Raw genomic sequence first — 15,031 nt, forward strand, 5'->3', positions numbered from 1 at the left:
CTGCAGAAACGTCACGTTAAGGTAACGTTAACATATTCGTGATGCGGATTTCAAGGTATTTTTTGAGAGGACACTGAAAGGGCGCTAACGGAATGCAAGCTCGCGCTTTCTGGACCGTCGCGCCGGGGCGCGGCGAGATCCGCACCGAGGCTCTGCCGGCGCCAGCCCCCGGCGAGATCCGGCTGACCACGATCGCGAGCGGCATCTCGCGCGGGACCGAGGCCCTGGTTTTCGAAGGGCGCGTCCCGGCAAGCCAGTTCCAGGCGATGCGGGCGCCGCTGATGGTCGGCGCCTTCCCGTTTCCGGTGAAATACGGCTACAGCGCCGTCGCGCAAGCCGAAAACGGGGCGCGATTCTTCGTTCTTCACCCGCACCAGGACGCGTTCAACGCGCCACAAACCCTCGCCATTCCGGTGCCCGACGCGGTGCCGAGCGCCCGCGCGGTGCTCGCCGCTAACATGGAAACCGCGCTCAACCTGCTCTGGGATGCCGCACCGCTTCCCGGGATGCGGGTTCTGGTGATGGGCGCCGGCGTGCTCGGCCTGCTCGCCGGCGCGCTGGTGGCACGCATTCCCGCGACCACCGTCACCCTGTGCGATCTCGATCCCGCCCGCGCAACGCCTGCGGCCGCGCTCGGCTGCCGTTTCGCGCTGCCCGAGGCCGCTCCCGGCGATCAGGATCTGGTCTTTCACACCTCGGCCTCCGCCGCTGGCCTTGCGCACGCGTTGCGCGCCGCCGGCGACGAAGCGGCGATCATCGAGGCGAGCTGGTATGGCGATGCCGCCCCCGTGGTTCCGCTCGGGGAGGATTTTCATGCCCGCCGCCTGCGGATCATCGCAAGTCAAGTCGGCCGGGTCGCCCCCTTGATGCGTGCCCGCCGCACCCAGCGCGCGCGGCTCGCGCTTGCTCTCGATCTTCTCGGCGATCCGGTGTTTGATATCCTCCTCGAGCCGCCGACTAAATTCGCCGACCTGCCCGCCGCTATGCCGCGTCTGCTCGCTGGCGGCCTCTGCCATGTGATCGATTACGGAGCCTGAGATGTATAGCCTCACCGTTTGCGACCATGTCATGATCGCGCATTCCTTCCAGGGCGCGGTGTTCGGCCCGGCCCAGCGCCTGCACGGCGCGACCTACGCGGTCGAGGCGGAATTCCGCGCGCCGATCCTCGATGCCGATCATCTGGTGGTCGATATCGGCCTCGCCGGCCAGGCCTTGCGCCGCGTGCTCGATACCGTCGATTACCGCAATCTCGACGAGATGGCGGAATTCGCTGGGCGCAACACCACCACCGAATTCCTCGCCGCCCATATCCACGCCCTGCTTGCCGATGCGTGCCGCGAAGGCGCCCTTGGCGAGGGCGGCCGCCGCCTTTCTGGGCTCAAAATCCTGCTCCGCGAAAGCCCGCGCGCGTTTGCCGCTTTCGAGGGGCCGATCGGCGCCGAGGGCGCGGCGTGAGCCGGATCGCGCTTTTCGTTCCCGCCCCTTGGGAGCGGCTCTCCGGCGGCTATGCCTATGACCGCCGTATGGTCGCCGGCCTCCGCCAGGCCGGGCATGAGGTTGCGGTGATCGCGCTCGCCGGGCGTCACCCGCTCGCCGACGCACTGGCCGAGGAGGATGCCGGGCGCAGCCTCGCCGCGCTCGCGCAGGACGTGATCCCGGTGATCGATGGGCTCGCGTTGCCCGCCTTCGCGCCCCATCTCGCCGCCATCACCGGCCGCGCGATCGGCCTCATCCACCACCCGACGGCGCTCGAGACCGGGTTTTCCGAGGCCGACCGCGCCGATCTTCGTGCCCTCGAATGCCGCCTGCTGCCGCGTCTCAAAACCGTCATCGCGACCAGCGCGGAAACCGCTTCACGGTTGGAAAAAGAATTCGGCGTCGCGCCCACGCGCCTTCGCGTCGTCACCCCCGGCACCGATCCCGCGCCGCGGAGCCGGGGCTCGGGTGGGCCGGGAGCGGCGATCCTCTCGGTCGGCGCGCTGATCCCGCGCAAGGGCCATGACGTGCTGCTCCGCGCGCTCGCGCCGCTCTTTGACCTCGAGTTTTCCCTCACCATCGCCGGCGAGACGGCGAGCGATCCGGCTTATGCCGCAAACCTCCGCGCCCTTGCCAGCGACCTCGGGATCGCAGCGAAAGTGACGTTCGCCGGCGAGGTCGATGACGCGGCGCTCGACCGCCTCTGGCAAGGCGCCGATCTGTTCGCGCTCGCGACCTATTGGGAGGGATATGGCATGGCGGTCGCCGAGGCGCTGGCACGCGGCCTGCCGGTCGCCGTCTGCGCCGGCGGCGCCGCTGCCGCCCTGGTGCCTGAGGACGCCGGCGTTTTCGCCAACCCCGGCGATCACGAGCAGCTTTCGAAGGCGCTGCGGCGGCTGATTTTCGATGCCGACCTCCGCGCCACGATGGCCGCGAACGCCTGGCGCGCGGGGCAGGCGCTGCCTGGCTGGGAGACCCAAATCGCCGCCTTCGCGCAAGCGCTCGCGCCAGGATGAGACGCTCACGTTTGGAGGAAACCATGCCGCTGCTCGGCTGCATCGCCGATGATTTCACCGGCGCGACCGATCTCGCCAGCATGCTCGTCGAACACGGCATGCGCACCGTCCAACTCATCGGCGTGCCGGCGCCCGGCCAGCCATTGCCAGAGGCCGACGCCCTGGTGATCGCCCTCAAATCGCGCACCGCGCCGGCCGGCGAAGCCGTGGCCCAAAGCCGTGCCGCCCTTGCCGCGCTGCGCGCCGCCGGCTGCCGGCAGTTTTTCTTTAAATACTGTTCGACCTTCGACAGCACGGACGCTGGCAATATCGGCCCGGTCGCCGATGCGCTGCTTGCCGATCTCGGCGCCGGCTTTGCCCTCGCTTGCCCCGCCTTTCCGGCCAATGCACGCAGCGTCTATCAGGGCCATCTCTTCGTTGGCAGCCGCTTGCTCAATGAAAGCGGCATGGAAAACCATCCCCTGACGCCGATGCGCGACCCCGATCTGGTGCGTGTGCTCGCCCGCCAGACCCGTGGCGAAGTCGGCCTCGTCCCCTACGCCGTCGTCGACCAGGGGGCGGAGGCGATCCGCGCGGCGCTGGCGGCGTGCGCGCGAGAAGGTAAGCGCTACGCCATCATTGACGCGGTGAATGAGCGCCATCTCCATGCGATCGGCGCGGCGGCGGCTGAGCACGCGCTGATCACCGGTGGCTCGGGCGTCGCGATGGGCTTGCCGGCGAATTTCCGGCGCCAGGGCCTGCTTCCCGAGCGCGCCGATCCGGCAGCGCTCGACGATGTGCCGGGTCTTTCGGCGATCCTCGCCGGCTCCTGCTCGCCGGCGACGCTCGGCCAGATCACGCGGGCGCGCGACGTGCTCCCGACGCTCGACCTCGACCCACTCGCGACCCCCGATGCCACCGCGCTCGCTGCCGCCGCGCTGGCCTGGTCGAGGGAGCATCTCGGCGCCTCCGCCGAGGGCCGCCCGCCGCTGATTGCCGCCTCCGCCCCGCCCGAGCGGGTCGCCGCCTTGCAGGCGCGTCTCGGGCGTGCGCAAGCCGGCGCCGTGATCGAGACCGCGCTCGCCACCATTGCCGCCGGCCTTCGTGACCTCGGGGTGCGGCGCCTCGTCGTCGCCGGCGGCGAAACCTCGGGCGCGGTGGTCTCGCGCCTTGGCGTGCGTTCTTTACGCATCGGCGCGCCGATCGACCCGGGCGTGCCCTGGACCCGCGCCGAGGGGGATGGCCCGCCGCTGCTGCTCGCCCTCAAATCCGGCAATTTCGGCGCGCCCGATTTCTTCCTCAAAGCGTTCGAGAGGCTGCCCGCGGCGAAGGCAAGCCGGCCTTGATCCCCCGGTCGGCGCCCTCTATAAGGCGCGCCACGGGGCCATAGCTCAGTTGGGAGAGCGCCTGAATGGCATTCAGGAGGTCAGGGGTTCGACTCCCCTTGGCTCCACCAATCAACGCACGGCGTTAGGGTGTACCGCTGCGGGGTTGTTGCATAGCAAACTGTCCGCGAATCACGGCGGAGCCGCCGGAAGGGTCGAGGGCAATCATATGAAGCGCCGGTCCGAAAGCGCTCCCGCGTTCCCGCGTCCCATCATCATCGATTGCGATCCCGGCACCGATGACGCGATCGCCCTTTGGCTCGCGCTCGCCTCGCCGGAGATCGCGCTCCAGGCGATCACCGTCGTCGGCGGCAATGTCGGGATCGAGCGCACCTTGGCCAATGCCCTGGCGCTGGTCGCGCTCGCCGGGGCCGAGGTTCCGGTCCATGCCGGGGCGGGGCAGCCGATCCGTGGCGAATTCACCTCGGCACCCCGGGCGCATGGCGAAAACGGCCTCGCCGGGATCGTTCTGCCTCCGGGCGGGGCGCCGGCGCCGGGCGTGGCCGCCGATGTCATCCGTGCCCATCTCCGCGCCGCGACCGCCCCGCTCACCCTGGTCGGCATCGGCCCCGCGACCAATCTCGCACGCGCTTTGATGGCCGAGCCGGATTTGGCCGCCAAAATCGGCGAAATCGTGCTGATGAGCGGCGCGTTCGCAGGCGGCAACATCACGCCGGCGGCCGAGTTCAACGCCTGGAGCGACCCCGAGGCGCTATCGGTTCTGCTTGCCGCCGGGCGTCCGCTGACCCTCGCGCCGCTCGATCTCACCCATCAAGCGCTGGTGACAGCTTCGCGTCTTGCGCATCTCCGCGCCGCCGGGGCGGGAACGGCGCTTGCCACCGCCTGCGACATTCTCGCCGCCCTGCCGCCGCACCCGACGCTGCCCGGCCGCCCGCTGCATGACCCCTGCGCCATCGCCTGGCTGCTGCGCCCGGATTTGTTCACCGCCCGCCCGGCCCGCGTCGCCGTCTCCTGCGCCGAGGGGGCGACACGGGGACAGACGACGATCGCGCCCACGCCGGAAGAGACCGCCAATGCCCTGGTTTTGGAGACGCTGGACGCGGAGGGATTTTTCGCGCTCCTCGGCGAGCGGCTTTCCCGCCTGCGGTGAGAAATCCTTCGCCGATCGCGGCTTGGAAAGCCTCTCGCGCCAGCCCAAACAGGACAAGGGGCGCTTGAAAATATTGCTGAAATTCAGGAGGGGTTGAAGGCCAGGGGCTCTGCCCCTGGACCCTGGCAAAGGCAGAGCCTTTGCAATCCATTTCATGATGAGGGTCTGGAGCAGCGCGCCCTGCGGTCAAACTTCCCCCCGCCCAAATTGACTTCGCGGGGCCGCGCGGCTAGCCTCTGGGCCAAGGATTCCCGGCGTTTGTGGCGTTTTATCATGCATCCACGCCGCATCCGGCTCCCAAGATTTTTGGTTCATCGTCAGGCCGTCGAGGTCAGGAGGTTAGTCATGGCATCGCTCAAAAACAGCAAGACCGAGGAAAACCTGAAATACGCGTTCGCGGGAGAGAGCCAAGCCAATCGGCGCTATCTCTATTTCGCCCAGAAAGCCGATGTCGAAGGCTATAATGACGTCGCCGCGGTGTTCCGCTCCACCGCCGAGGGCGAGACCGGGCATGCCCATGGTCATCTCGAATTTCTCGAAGCGGTGGGTGATCCCGCGACCGGCAAGCCGATCGGCAAGACCAGCGATAATCTGCTCTCTGCGATCGCCGGCGAAACCCACGAATATACCGACATGTATCCCGGCATGGCGCGCACCGCCCGCGAGGAAGGGTTCGAGGAGATCGCCGAGTGGTTCGAGACGCTGGCCAAGGCCGAGCGTTCGCACGCCGGACGCTTTCAGCGCGCCTTCGACGAGCTGAAATAAGCCGCCGCGATTGCGTTTGCGAGCCGGGTGCCTGGGGCAGGGTCCTGGGCGCCCGGCTCGGGTCTTTGTCGCCAAGGAAAAATGTGATGCGCGAAGGCGGGCTCGAGGCACCGACACGTCATCCGATCGCGTGGCGGGATGACGAATTCTATGACCCGGACAAACTCGACGCGGAATTGCGCCGGGTGTTCGACATTTGTCATGGCTGCCGGCGCTGCTTCAACCTCTGTGATTCCTTCCCACGCCTTTTTGATCTCATCGATGCGTCGCCGAGCGGCGAACTCGACACCGTCAAAAGCGCTGATTTCGCGCCGGTCGTTGAAGCCTGCACGCTGTGCGACATGTGCTTCATGACCAAATGCCCGTATGTGCCGCCGCACCCCTTCGCGCTCGATTTTCCGCATCTGATGCTGCGCCAGCGTGCGGTTGCCGCGCGCGCCGGCGAGGTCGCCTGGGCCGATCGTGAGCTTGCCAAAACCGATCGCAACGGCCGGCTCGCCACCCTCGCCGCGCCGCTTGCCAATTGGGCGACGAACACCGAAAACCGCCTGGCGCGCCGGTGGCTCGAAGCCGGTGCTGGCCTCCATCGCGAGGCCGAACTGCCGAAATATGCCAGCCACAGCCTCACCATCGCCGCCGCCGCCAACCCGCCCGCGCTCAATCGCGAGGCGCCGGGTTTTGGCCGCAAGGCCGTGCTCTATGCCACCTGCTTTGGCAATTACAACGACACCAGCGTCGGGCTCGCGACGCGCGCCGTGCTCGCGCAAAACGGCGTCGAGACCGAAATCGTCTATCCCCGCTGTTGCGGCATGCCGCTTTTGGAACAAGGATTGCTCGGCGAGGTCGCAGCGCAGGCGCAAGAGGTCGCGGGCGCCCTCGGCCCCTGGATCGCGCGCGGCTACGACGTCATCGCCCTCGTCCCCTCCTGCGCCTTGATGCTGAAATTCGAATGGCCGCTGTTGCTGCCCGAGAACGAGGCGGTGCGGCGCCTCGCCAATGCGACCTACGATGTCAGCGAATATATCGTCGATATCGCGCGCAAAAACGGCCTCGCCCCTGGTTTGCAGCCGGTTGCGGGTGGCGTCACGGTGCATATGGCCTGCCATGCGCGGGCGCAAAACATGGGCCAGAAAGCCGCCGAGATGCTGCGCCTGATCCCCGAGATCGATGTCACCGTGGTCGAACGCTGCTCCGGCCACGGCGGCGCCTGGGGGTTCAAGCGCGAGAATTTTCCGGTCGCCCTCAAGGTCGGCCGCCCGGCCGCGCGCGCGGCAAAAAGTGCCGGCCAGCGCTTTGTCACGTCGGAATGCCCACTCGCTGGCACGCATCTAGGCCAGACCATGGCGCGCGACACGACGAGCGACGGCCCGTTGCCGGAGCTTCTTTCCCATCCCATCCGGCTCCTTGCCCGCAGCTACGGCTTGGATCCCGAAGCCGCCTGATCATCACAGCGGAGATGTCGATGACCCGCAAATACGCGATCACCGAAGCGGATATCCTGCCGCCGGAAATCTACGCCGCCGAGCGAGCCGAGCGCCGGCGCGCGATGGTTGCGCTGAAGCGTGGCCGCCGTGTCGCGGTTGGCCCGTTCGTCACCTTCTTCTTCGAGAATTACGACACGATGTGGTTTCAAATTCACGAAATGCTGCATATCGAAAAAGGCGGCCCCGAACAGATCGCCGACGAACTCGCGGCTTATAATCCCTTGGTGCCAAACGGCGCCGAGCTGGTCGCGACTTTCATGATCGAAATCGACGATCCAGACCGGCGCAAAGCCGAACTCGCGCGTCTTGGCGGGATCGAGGAAACCGCGTTTCTGAGCTTCGCCGGCGAAACCATCGCAAGCCAGCCCGAGACCGATCAGGACCGCACCACCGCCGAGGGCAAGGCCTCCTCGGTGCAGTTCGTGCATTTTCCTTTCACCGCGTCTGCGATCGCCAAATTCAAAACCGCGAACGATATCATGCTCGGCTTCCGCCACCCCAACTACCCACACATGACCACGCTCACGCCGGCTCTCCGCGATACGCTGGCCAGCGATTTCGCCTAAGGGGCGTGCCCCCAAACCCGCATGACATGAACCCGCATTTCAGGACGGTTTCCAAAGGCATTGCCTTTGGTGGAGTCAGGGGCAAAGCCCCTGATCTGATAGCGACGCACGCCGGGATTACGCCAGCGCGATCGCCGTGCTGACATCGTCGCCGGCATCGACCGGCCGCACCCAGAATTGCGCGCCGCCTTCGCCCGCGCCATCTTCCGCAAAGCCGAGACGCGGATAGAGATCGGCGACGACGCCGTTTTTCGCCGTCGGGCGATATTCGCCGCGCAGACGGGCAAACCCGCGCGCGCTGGCGAGCGCGAGCAGATGGCGGAGGATAAACCCCTCGGCGGTGCGCGAAAAAACCCGGCAGCTCATCAACCAGCTCACGATATGGAGCGTCTTCCCCTCCTCCGCCGGCTGCGCGATCAGGGTCGAGACCAGGCCATGATCGCCGAATTTGTCGCGCAGATGAAAGGCGAGCACGATGGCATTGTCATCGGCGAGGAAAGCGCGGATTTCCGCTTCCGAAAACCGCCGCGTGGTGACGTTGAATTGGTTGGTTTTCTGTTCGAGCTGCGCGACGCGGGCGATATCGCCCTCCTCCGGCCGCCAGATCCGCCCGCGCATGGCAAGCCCATCGAGATAGCTCCCGAGATCGGTCGCCCCGCGCGCTTCCGCCGCCGCCGCCTCGCGCGCCGCATAAGCCTCGGCGCGGGCGAGATCTTCGGCGGTGTAGCTCTCGAGATAGAGCCAGCGCGTGGCATCCAGACGCTCGATGAATTTGCCGGGATCGTCGCCGAGCGGCACCACCGCGACCTCGGGCAGCGCGCCGGCGACGAGGTCACATTCGGCGGGGTTGTCGTCGAGAAAAACCAGCGAATCGAGGCCGAGATTGAGCGCTTGCGCGACCCGCTTGATCCCGTCCGCCTTGTTTTCCCAGGAACACTCGAAAGCCGCGAAATTCTCGCGCCGGAGCATGCTCGCAGAATGGGTGAAGCCGGTCGCGGCGATCTCCGGGTCGTTCTTGCTGCACACCGCGAGCACGATGCCGCGGGCGCGGAGGTCGCGAAGATAGCTCTGCCAGTCGGCGAAGGCTTCGCCGGCGGGTGAGCCTGGCCCAAGCGTGATGCCGCCGACCCCGTCATCACCGATGACGCCGCCCCAAAGCGTGTTGTCGAGATCGAGCACCAGCGCCTTCTTGGCCCGGCCGAACGCGGCGCGCCAGGCGGCACGGAAATAGCCGACGTAATCGGGCAAAAAGCGCTGATCGAAGCCGATGCGGGCGGCATAGTAATTGGCCGGGCTCGCAAAGCGCGTGAACCCCGCTTCCGCCGCCAGGCGGTCGGTCTCGATCCAGGAGACGCGCCCGCGCCCGGCGGCCAGCAGCGCCGCGTTGAGGGCAGCGACCTGTCGCTCCGGCGCAGCGTCGGCGAAGCGCTCGGCAGGGCCGCAAAAGCGCATCGGCGGCGGCGCCATCAGGTGCTGGAGAAGGCGGCAATGCCCGCCGCGCGCCAGCGCCGTCCACAGATTTTCGAACAAGGCGACTTTGTCAGCCCGCGCCGAGGCAACCGTCTCGGCGCTGGCGCCGATCGGCAAGGGATCGACGCCGTCGCGCCAATCGGTTGCGACCAGAACGCCATCGGCGGCGAAGCGGTGGAGCGGCGAGCCGGGATCGAGCGCTTCCTGGATCAGCGAGCCAAACGGGGCCTGATAGATTACCGGCCACACCCCTTCGAGAACGAGAGCGCAGGCAACCGCACGGGTGATGAAATCGGTGGTCAGGCTGCCGAGGATGGCGATACGCTGGACCGCGACCCCGGGCGGCGGCTCAGCCGCTGCCAAAATCTCGCCGCCGGCCGCGAAAATCACCGGCAAGGTGAGCGCCTTGGCGCCGAGCCGGGCGCGGAGCGCGGGAAAATCGACAGCCGTCGCGGTCTCATCACGCATGGCGGAGCTCCGTGGGAGGGAGGGGGACGGTCAGAGCGTCACGTCGACCCCGTGCCGGGCCAGCGCGGCCGCGATCTTGGCGACGCTATTGGCCTCGCTGATTTCCTGGGCGCTGAATTCGACGCCGAAACCGCTCTCGATCTCACCCATCAGCACCACTTGGCGCAGACTGTCCCAATTCTTGGTGTTTTCAGCGCTGGACTCGGCATTCAGGCTGGCGCGGTCGAGACTGAGGGTCTCAGCGATCAGGCCAAGCAAATCTTCACTCATGAACCCGTTCCTTCGAAGGATTTTATAACGAAGGAAACTACCCGCAACCGCGCTGCGCCGCAATCTCATTGACGCTGGTGTTGACGCCGCCGGCGCCGTCCGGGCCCGGACGCCGGTTTTTCGCCCCTTCCACCCTTGCCGCTTCGGTGCTAGAGCCCGGCGCGATCATGATCCATCGCCCGGCTTCCCCCCGATGATCGCGCCCGCCGCCGCCGACCTTGCCGCCGGCCCGCTCGTCTTGGCGCTGCCCAAGGGGCGGATCCTTGCCGAATGCGGCGGGTTTCTCGCCCGCGCCGGGGTCCACCCGGCCGCAGATTACACCGATGAGGATAGCCGCCGGCTGCGTTTTCCGACCGATGATCCCGGGCTTGACGTGGTGCGCGTGCGCCCCTTCGATGTCGCGACCTTCGTTGCCTTCGGCGCCGCCGCCCTCGGCATTTGCGGCGCCGACGTGCTGATGGAATTCGATTATCCGGACATTTATGCGCCGCTCGATCTCGCCATCGGCCGCTGCCGCATCGCCGTCGCCGCGCCCGCGGGCGGCGCAGGGTTCGAGACACCGGCCCGGCTGTCGCGGGTGCGGGTCGCGACCAAATACCCGAACGTCACCGCCCGCCATTTCGCGGCGCGCGGCATCCAGGCCGAGATCGTCCATCTCAACGGCGCCATGGAACTGGCGCCCGGGCTCGGGCTCGCGCCGCTGATCGTCGATCTGGTGCAGACCGGCTCGACGCTGAAGGCCAATGGTCTTGCCGAAATCGAAGTGATCGCCGACGTCACCAGCCGCCTCATCGTCAACCGCACGGCGCTCAAGACGCGGCCGGACGTGATCGGGGCTTGGATCGCACGCTTTCGCGCCGCCCTCGCAACCTCGGTCGCAGCGGCCTGATGCGGCGCCTGGCCACCCGCGATCCGGGGTTTGCGGCCGCGTTCGCGGCGCTGCTTGCTGAGACGCGGGCGCAGGCCGAGAATTTGCGCGCGCCGGTCGCCGAGATCATTCACGCGGTGCGCGCGCGCGGTGATGAGGCGCTCGCCGAGTTCACCACCCGCTTCGATGGCTTCACCCCCGGCGCGCCGCCGCTTCGCGTCAGTGAGGACGAGATCGCGGCAGCGCGGGCCAGCCTGAGCCCGGCGCTCGCCGAGGCCCTCGATCTCGCCGCCTCCCGTATCGCCGCGTTCCATGAGCGGCAAAGACCCGCCGATTTCGCGCAAACCGATGCGACCGGGCTCCGCCTTGGTCTGCGCTGGACGGCGCTCGATGCGGTCGGGCTCTATGTGCCGGGCGGGAAAGCCTCTTATCCCTCCTCGGTGCTGATGAACGCGATCCCGGCGCGGATCGCCGGTGTCGCGCGCATCGCGATGTGCGTCCCGGCGCCGGGCGGCGCCCTCAACCCGCTGGTGCTTGCCGCCGCCGCGCGCGCTGGCGTCAGCGAAATCTGGCGGATCGGCGGTGCGCAGGCGATCGCTGCGCTGGCTTACGGCACCGCGAGCATCGCCCCGGTTGATCGCATCGTCGGGCCGGGCAACGCCTATGTCGCCGAAGCCAAGCGGCAAGTGCATGGCGATGTCGGGATCGATGCCATCGCCGGTCCCTCCGAGGTGGTGGTGCTGGCCGACGCCGCCAATGACCCGCGCCATGTCGCGATCGATCTCCTGGCGCAAGCCGAGCATGACGAGGCGGCGCAGGCGATCCTGATCACCGATGACGCCGGGTTCGCCGAGCACGTCATCGCCGCCGTTGCCGAAGCCTTGCCGCATCTGCCGCGCGCCGCGATCGCTGCGGCAAGCTGGCGCGATCATGGCGCGGTGATCGTGGTCGCCGATTGGGTCGAGGCGGCGGCATTGGTCGATCGCCTGGCGCCCGAACATCTCGAACTAATGCTCGCCGAGCCCGAAGCCGTGTTCGCCCGCATCCGCCATGCCGGGGCGGCGTTTCTCGGCCGGTTCTGTCCCGAGGCGCTGGGCGACTACATCGCCGGGCCCAATCACGTGCTGCCGACCTCGCGCAGCGCGCGCTTCGCCTCCGGCCTCTCGGTCTATGATTTTCTCAAGCGCACGACCTGGATTGCCGCCGATGACGCGGCGCCGCTTGCGGCCCTGGCGCCGGCGGCGATCGCGCTTGCCGAGGCCGAGGGGCTTGACGCCCATGCGAGAAGCCTCGCGCTGCGCCTGCCGCGCCGCTCGCTGGCGGGGCGATGAGGCTCATAGCCACCATGGCCTCTGCCGGCGCGAATTGACCGCAAGACGGCGTCGCCCTAGCGTTTTCACCACACGCTGCACGCTCGGTCAGCAACAATGGGGGAAATGTCAGGGCAATGCCTGGCCAGGGTGATTTCGCGCGATGAAGCCGGTGCCTTTCACGTATCGCCGGGCCGTCTCGGTCGCCGAGGCCTGTGCCTGGCGCGCCGAGGATCCAGACGCGGTGCTGATCGCCGGCGGGCAGTCGCTGATGCCGATGCTGGCGATGCGCCTGGTGCGGCCGAGCCAGGTCATCGATATCGGCCGCATCCCGGAACTCGATGCCATTCGCGTCGAAAACGACCATGTGTTCATCGGCGCGACCACCCGCCAAGAAACCGCCGAGCAGAGCTCGATCATCGCCGAGGAAGTGCCGCTGCTGGCGCGTGCCTTGCCCTGGATCGGCCATCCGCCTACGCGCAGGCGCGGCACCATCGGCGGCTCGATCGCCAATGCCGATCCGGCGGCAGAAATCGCGTTGATCGCGGTGACGCTCGGCGCCGAGATCATGATCGCCGGCGCCGCGGATGGGCGTGCCTCGCTCCCGGCGGCGGAATTTTTCCTCGCCCCGATGGTGACCGCCCTTCCCGAGGGTGCGATGGTCACCGGCCTCAGGCTCCCCCGCATGCCGCGGCCGTGCACCGGCAGCGGTTTCGCCGAAATCGCCCGCCGCCACGGCGATTTTGCGCTCGCGGCGGCGGCGGCCATGCTCAGCCTCGATTCTGCCGGCGCCATCGCCGGGATTGCGGTCGCGATCGGTGGCGCGACCCCGGTGCCGACGAAACTCGCGCTCGATCGGCTGATCGGGCTCCGGCCCGAGGATCAGCGGGTTGCGGCGGCGATCGCGCAAGCGCTGGCGCCGCTCGACATGATGACCGACCTGCACGCATCCGCCTCCTATCGCCGGCGCGCCGCCGAACGCCTGGCGGGGACGGTGATCGCGATGGCGGCGGCGGAAGCGGCGGCGCGATGACCGCGCTCCGCCTTGAGGCCAATGGCCGTGCCTGGTGTGTCGAAGTCGAGGATCGCACCTCACTGCTCGATTGTCTGCGCGACGCGCTCAAGCTTTGCGGCACCCATGCCGGTTGCGAGCACGGGGTCTGCGGCACCTGCACCATTCTGCTCGATGGCGCACCGGTGCGTGCCTGCCTAATACTCGCGGCGCAAGCCGAGGGGCACAGGATCACCACGATCGAGGGGATAGCGCCGCGCCCCGGCGAGCTGTCGGTCGTTCAGGACGCGTTTTGCGAGACCCATGCGATGCAATGTGGCTATTGCACGCCGGGGATGGTGCTGACCGCGGAAGCCCTGCTCGCCGCCAACCCGGCGCCGAGCCGGGCCGAGATCATCGCGGCGATCTCGGGCAATCTCCGCCGCTGCACCGGCTAAGGCCAGATCGTCGAGGCGATCGCGCTTGCCGCCGAACGGCGGCGCGGCATCAACACCGCGGCCGTCGCGCAGGATCGGCGAAAGCGGGTAATACGTCCGCGAGGGAAAATTCGCGCTCGCGTGATGGCGACGCGGCGCGCGGGACGGCATCCCCGTGTCCCCAAACCGTGGCAGCTCGGCGTCGCGTCAATCCTGGGTGAGGGCCGCGAGGGCGGTGTCCGGCGCCTTGGCGATGATCCGCAGCAGGGCGCGCGCCGGGCCGCGTGGAAGGCGTTTGCCTTGCTCCCAGTTCCGCACGGTCGCCGCCGGCAAGCCCAGGCGCGCCGCGAAGGCCTCTTGCGACAACCCTACTTTGTGCCGGACGTGGCGCGCCCAGGCGGCGGCATCCTCGCGCGCCTCCGCGTCTTCCTCGGCTTGATGGCGGCCGATATTGGTCTCGCTGGTGGCGTCGATGCGCGGCCAATCCGCTTGCGGCGGCATCGCCGCCTCGCTGCCGTCGGCGAGCAAGTGCGCCACATGGCCATCTTCCCGCAGGCGTGCCTTAACCCTCGTCATGGCGCTTCCTTTCCTTCTCGCTTGCCTTGCGGGCCGAGATGATGCGTCAGCGCCCGGTGCGTGGGGTGTAGACGGCGACAAAGAGGCGCCCCGCCACGTGGCCAAAGAGCTGAAAGCGGGGCTCCCCGTAGTCAAAGCGGTGGTCCGGTTCGACCCGTCGCCCGGGATCGGCGAAAGCGGGCAGCACGTCCGCGAAGGGAAATCCGCGCTCACGCCGGCATTTCTCGCTCTTGGCAGCGTTCCATTCGAACTCCGTCGGCTTATATAGGCCATTGGCGCAGGGATTGCGAGCGTCAGGCGCGCGGCCGCGGCCGGTGTATCCGGTGACCGCAAAGGGTCCAGGCGACGGGTTGCGGACGCGCTGCGGCGCCCCGATGACGTTCGATAGTGTAACGTGATCGGCCGATAGTGTAACGTGATCGAATTCTAAAAACCATTCATTATCAATGTTGTAACGTTGTAACGCGTGTAATGCGGTTTTTTTCGCAAAGTTCGTGGCGCAAAGCGCTTTATGCGATAAACATGGAATTACAGTGAGATAGGGCGGCCCAGGTGCGCGACAGGGCGCCCTTTGGCTCGCAGGGCGCAGCCATCGCGTTACACGCCGCGCGGGCTTCGCGCCGGGCACCGACGACCTCACGCGGGGAGCCTCGAGCGCCTCGCGTGCTTCCCGGGGCGTGCCGCGCGCGCGCATTAGCGCGGGAAAGCGCGCGGCGCCCCTTTGCGTTGGTCCGCCGTTGGTCCACGAAGGCGTTTTTCCGGCGGCCGATCGAGATCTAACCCATTGAAAGTATTGGTCGGGCAGGCGGGATTTGAACCCACGACCCCCAGTCCCCCAGACTGATGCGCTACCAGGCTG

16 protein-coding genes and 1 tRNA gene are annotated in these 15,031 nt (G+C 67.8%); 13 read left to right on the forward strand and 4 right to left on the reverse strand.

What is annotated here, in order from left to right; all coding sequences use genetic code 11:
- The first annotated feature begins 92 nt into the window (after positions 1-92).
- The 9 genes from ACP5M5_RS05550 (at position 93) to ACP5M5_RS05590 (ending at position 7,782) form a co-directional block, all read left to right on the forward strand.
- A complete protein-coding gene (locus tag ACP5M5_RS05550) occupies positions 93-1,037 on the forward strand; it encodes a zinc-dependent alcohol dehydrogenase (protein WP_427936067.1) in 945 nt (314 codons plus the stop codon).
- A 1-nt stretch (position 1,038) separates the two neighbouring features.
- On the forward strand, positions 1,039-1,455 hold the full coding sequence (locus ACP5M5_RS05555; protein WP_427936069.1) for a 6-pyruvoyl trahydropterin synthase family protein: 417 nt from the start codon (positions 1,039-1,041) through the stop codon (positions 1,453-1,455).
- Positions 1,452-2,492 carry a glycosyltransferase family 4 protein gene (locus ACP5M5_RS05560; RefSeq protein WP_427936071.1) on the forward strand — a complete coding sequence of 347 codons (1,041 nt, stop codon included), beginning with the start codon at positions 1,452-1,454 and terminating at the stop codon, positions 2,490-2,492. Before ACP5M5_RS05555 ends, ACP5M5_RS05560 begins: the two co-directional genes overlap by 4 nt.
- The gene (otnK, locus tag ACP5M5_RS05565; RefSeq protein WP_427936072.1) at positions 2,489-3,817 is read left to right on the forward strand and encodes a 3-oxo-tetronate kinase; all 1,329 of its coding nucleotides are present in this window, start codon (positions 2,489-2,491) and stop codon (positions 3,815-3,817) included. The genes ACP5M5_RS05560 and otnK overlap by 4 nt, the downstream gene beginning before the upstream one ends.
- A 34-nt stretch (positions 3,818-3,851) precedes the next feature.
- Positions 3,852-3,927 (forward strand) — tRNA-Ala (locus ACP5M5_RS05570).
- Between the two features lie 98 nt (positions 3,928-4,025).
- The gene (locus ACP5M5_RS05575; RefSeq protein ID WP_427936073.1) at positions 4,026-4,967 is read left to right on the forward strand and encodes a nucleoside hydrolase; all 942 of its coding nucleotides are present in this window, start codon (positions 4,026-4,028) and stop codon (positions 4,965-4,967) included.
- A 345-nt stretch (positions 4,968-5,312) separates the two neighbouring features.
- Complete coding sequence (locus ACP5M5_RS05580) at positions 5,313-5,732, forward strand: rubrerythrin family protein (RefSeq protein WP_114913312.1); 420 nt, start codon at positions 5,313-5,315, stop codon at positions 5,730-5,732.
- An 86-nt stretch (positions 5,733-5,818) separates the two neighbouring features.
- Complete coding sequence (locus ACP5M5_RS05585; protein ID WP_427936075.1) at positions 5,819-7,174, forward strand: heterodisulfide reductase-related iron-sulfur binding cluster; 1,356 nt, start codon at positions 5,819-5,821, stop codon at positions 7,172-7,174.
- Between the two features lie 20 nt (positions 7,175-7,194).
- Positions 7,195-7,782 (forward strand): DUF3501 family protein, encoded by a 588-nt coding sequence (locus ACP5M5_RS05590; protein WP_427936076.1) that lies wholly within the window; start codon positions 7,195-7,197, stop codon positions 7,780-7,782.
- A gap of 117 nt (positions 7,783-7,899) precedes the next feature.
- On the opposite strand, the gene ACP5M5_RS05595 is transcribed toward ACP5M5_RS05590, so the two are convergent.
- A complete protein-coding gene (locus ACP5M5_RS05595) occupies positions 7,900-9,720 on the reverse strand; it encodes an HAD-IIIC family phosphatase (RefSeq protein WP_427936077.1) in 1,821 nt (606 codons plus the stop codon).
- Between the two features lie 30 nt (positions 9,721-9,750).
- Positions 9,751-9,990, reverse strand: coding sequence for an acyl carrier protein (locus ACP5M5_RS05600; protein WP_427936079.1), 240 nt, complete (start codon positions 9,988-9,990; stop codon positions 9,751-9,753).
- A 193-nt stretch (positions 9,991-10,183) separates the two neighbouring features.
- On the opposite strand from ACP5M5_RS05600, the gene hisG reads away from it, so the two are divergent.
- The 4 genes from hisG (at position 10,184) to ACP5M5_RS05620 (ending at position 13,617) form a co-directional block, all read left to right on the forward strand.
- Positions 10,184-10,879 carry an ATP phosphoribosyltransferase gene (gene hisG, locus ACP5M5_RS05605; RefSeq protein WP_114913317.1) on the forward strand — a complete coding sequence of 232 codons (696 nt, stop codon included), beginning with the start codon at positions 10,184-10,186 and terminating at the stop codon, positions 10,877-10,879.
- Positions 10,879-12,189 (forward strand): histidinol dehydrogenase, encoded by a 1,311-nt coding sequence (hisD, locus tag ACP5M5_RS05610; protein ID WP_427936080.1) that lies wholly within the window; start codon positions 10,879-10,881, stop codon positions 12,187-12,189. The genes hisG and hisD overlap by 1 nt, the downstream gene beginning before the upstream one ends.
- Positions 12,190-12,331: 142 nt before the next feature.
- The gene (locus ACP5M5_RS05615) at positions 12,332-13,201 is read left to right on the forward strand and encodes an FAD binding domain-containing protein (RefSeq protein WP_427936081.1); all 870 of its coding nucleotides are present in this window, start codon (positions 12,332-12,334) and stop codon (positions 13,199-13,201) included.
- Positions 13,198-13,617, forward strand: coding sequence for a (2Fe-2S)-binding protein (locus tag ACP5M5_RS05620; RefSeq protein WP_427936082.1), 420 nt, complete (start codon positions 13,198-13,200; stop codon positions 13,615-13,617). Before ACP5M5_RS05615 ends, ACP5M5_RS05620 begins: the two co-directional genes overlap by 4 nt.
- A gap of 186 nt (positions 13,618-13,803) precedes the next feature.
- On the opposite strand, the gene ACP5M5_RS05625 is transcribed toward ACP5M5_RS05620, so the two are convergent.
- Together ACP5M5_RS05625 and ACP5M5_RS05630 are read right to left on the reverse strand one after the other, a co-directional pair.
- The gene (locus tag ACP5M5_RS05625) at positions 13,804-14,172 is read right to left on the reverse strand and encodes a helix-turn-helix domain-containing protein (protein WP_427936083.1); all 369 of its coding nucleotides are present in this window, start codon (positions 14,170-14,172) and stop codon (positions 13,804-13,806) included.
- A 46-nt stretch (positions 14,173-14,218) separates the two neighbouring features.
- Complete coding sequence (locus ACP5M5_RS05630) at positions 14,219-14,866, reverse strand: BrnT family toxin (protein ID WP_427936085.1); 648 nt, start codon at positions 14,864-14,866, stop codon at positions 14,219-14,221.
- Positions 14,867-15,031: the final 165 nt, after the last annotated feature.

The organism is Acidibrevibacterium sp., from assembly GCF_049965395.1.
GTDB classification, from domain to species: domain Bacteria; phylum Pseudomonadota; class Alphaproteobacteria; order Acetobacterales; family Acetobacteraceae; genus Acidibrevibacterium; species Acidibrevibacterium fodinaquatile.